General features: G+C 58.9%; 2 protein-coding genes. Both read right to left on the reverse strand.

Annotation, left to right across the window (positions count from 1 at the left end):
* Window positions 1-190: 190 nt before the first annotated feature.
* On the reverse strand, window positions 191-2,044 hold the full coding sequence (locus tag HQL52_20270) for a tetratricopeptide repeat protein (GenBank protein ID MBF0371776.1): 1,854 nt from the start codon (window positions 2,042-2,044) through the stop codon (window positions 191-193).
* Between the two features lie 316 nt (window positions 2,045-2,360).
* Window positions 2,361-2,615: a hypothetical protein gene (locus tag HQL52_20275; protein ID MBF0371777.1), complete on the reverse strand. Its 255-nt coding sequence runs from the start codon at window positions 2,613-2,615 to the stop codon at window positions 2,361-2,363.
* Between the last annotated feature and the right edge of the window lie 56 nt (window positions 2,616-2,671).

The following is a 2,671-nucleotide window of genomic DNA, read 5'->3' on the forward strand; positions in this document are numbered from 1 at the left end:
ACCTTTCTTGAAGATTTGGTTTTTCCTTGAGGGCAATCATCAGCTCCCTGGATCCCCGCCTTCGCGGGGATGACGAGCCAGGGAATAGAGTGTCCAATGGGGATGACGAATCAGGGAAGAGTGTCCAATTTTGAGATAGAACGGCTATAAGTAAGGCAGCCCCCCCTTCAAGAGGATCCCCCCCCAACACTCATCGATTGCGGTATTGACGAATCAGGGTATCCCGTACCCCAGCCTGTTCTTCCACCAGTCGCGCCGCCGCTTCTGCCTCAATGCGCGTGCCATAGGGTCCGCCATAGACACAGATCAGATTTTGCTCCTGTACCTGAACCGCCTTTTGATAGACCGCCAGATTCAAACCCCGCACCTTCTCCACCAATTCGTCGGCATGGGCGGTTTTGGAATAACAGGCCATGGGCACGAAAAACCCCCTGCGAGGGCCTTTCCGAGGGGTGGTGGCGGTGGGACGGCTGGTGACCACTATTTTGCGGGTGGCCGTTTGGGTGGCCGCTTGGGTGGCGCTCTGTGTGGTCGGGGTGACTTTGGCAGCAGCCCCGGATGGGGCAGCAGCAGCCTTGGCGGCTCTCTTGGTGGATGTGGTCTTGGCAGTCGCAGCGGTTTGCTGACTGCTGGTTGTTGCAACCCCTTGGCTGACGGAAGAGCCGGAGGGGAGATTTGCGGAGCCCGCCCTTGAAGCCCCTCGTGCCTGCTTGGCGGCAGAGGCCTGGGCAAGGGTGGTGGTTTGGGTGTCGGTCTTGGAGATGGCTCCAGGTTGGGAAGCACTCCCGGGAGCGGCCGTGGGGGAAGCGGTGGCGGCATGCCTCAAAGCGGCCAGATTGCGGGTGATGACGGCCACCTGGGGATCATCCTCCCCATAGGCTTTGATGACGATGGCGAGGGATCTTTCAAAAAACTCCCCCGCCTTCTGAAGCGCCCCTTCCTTATGAAAAAGAATCCCCAACTCATTCAGCCAATTGGCAAGCCCCAGGGGATCTTCCTCAAACACCCCTTCGGCGATGGCAAGAGAGCGTTCAAAATAGGGTTCAGCGGCCAATCGGCGCCCCTGATTCCAATACATCCCACCAATGTTATTGAGAATACGGGCTACTTTAAGATGTTCGGTGCCGTAGTGGCGTTCGGTCAGGGCCAGGGCCTGGCGAAAATAGTATTCGGTCTTGCCGCTGTTGCCCCAGAGCAGGTGTATCACGGCCAGATCGTTCATCACATCCGCCACATCCGGATGGCGCGAACCCTGAATACGCTCCCGAATGGCCAGAGCCCGCTGGAGCTTTTCCACGGCCAGGGAAAACTGCCCCTGGTGCCCTTGAAGCCGCCCCAAATCCCGCAGGGAGTCCGCCACCCGCAGATGCATGGGGCCGAAAACCTCTTCGCGGATTTTCAAGGATTGGACATAGAGGGCTTCGGACTCACCCCCCCGACCGGTGGCGCCATAGAGATGGCCCAGCATGGAGAGGGCTTCCGCCACCTGGGGATGGCTGGTGCCAAGCCCCTTTTCCAGGATGGGCATGGAGTTTTCCAAAAGCTCCACCGCCTTGGCTTGTCCCCCCACCGGGGTGGCGGCATAGAGCCGGGCCAGGTTGAGACGGGCCTGGGCGGTTTTGAGATGGGCCTCCCCCAGGGAGCGTTTCAATGAATCCAAAGCCCGACGCAACAGGGACTCAACCTGGGCGAAGCGTCCAGCATGGAAGTGGACCTCGGTCAAGCGGGTGAGAATTTCCGCTACATCCGGGTGATCCGGCCCCAGGGTCCGCTCCTGAATTTTAAGGGCTTGTTCCAGCAGGGGCTGGGCCTCTTGAAAACGATTTTGTTCCAGATAATGATCCGACAGGGCCAAGAGTGGCGGGACGTTGTTGGGGTGTTCGGGGCCGTAGCTGCGTTTGACCTCCTGTAGCGCCTCCCAGGATGATTGAATGGCCTCCTCTGGAGAGGAAGGGGAAGTGCCATCCCCCTCGGCCCAGGCTCCGGGAGCCACCAACAAAACCATGCAAAAGAGCCATACCATCGGCCAAGGCTGCATCTTCACGTTAAAATCCACCTCGCTCCACCAGCCGCTTGATTGCGGTCACCAACCATCGATAATCCCGGATCCGCCGGGCCGGTTTCTCCCAGGCGCAACAAGGCATCCCCCCGACTCCAATGCTGCTTCACACCAGCCACCGCCCCAGCCGGCTGCTGCCAGCCAAAAAACGGTCTCAAAAAACACGACGTGGGGAAAAACAGGGAGACACGCTACAAAGAACAGGGCCTGGATCACTCTTTAGGAAAGAGAACGCCTCCAGGCAAGGGATCGTTGCAGGCCCCGTTGAAATCACGGCTTCCCAGCGGCCATCCCCACCCGCTTACCCCTCGGAAAAACCGGCGAAGAGCCCCCGCAGCTCATGGGAGGTTATCAGATAGAAAATGAGCCCCAGATCGAGCATCAAAAAAAACCATCCGTAGCCCTGAACCCCCCAAAACACCTCTCCCTGCGCCATCAGAATCAAACAGACATCAAGCCCCGCCCCCACCATCAGCCACTGCCGGCCATATTTCCAAACCCACTGCCATATCCCGGTATTCCCGGGGGCTTTCGATTCAGGGGGACTTTTCGACAAGGAATTCAAGCGCCTCAGCGAATTTATCGAGGCCAGCTGTGGCATTCAGATGCCCA

The organism is Magnetococcales bacterium, from assembly GCA_015232395.1.
Classification (GTDB): Bacteria; Pseudomonadota; Magnetococcia; order Magnetococcales; family JADFZT01; genus JADFZT01.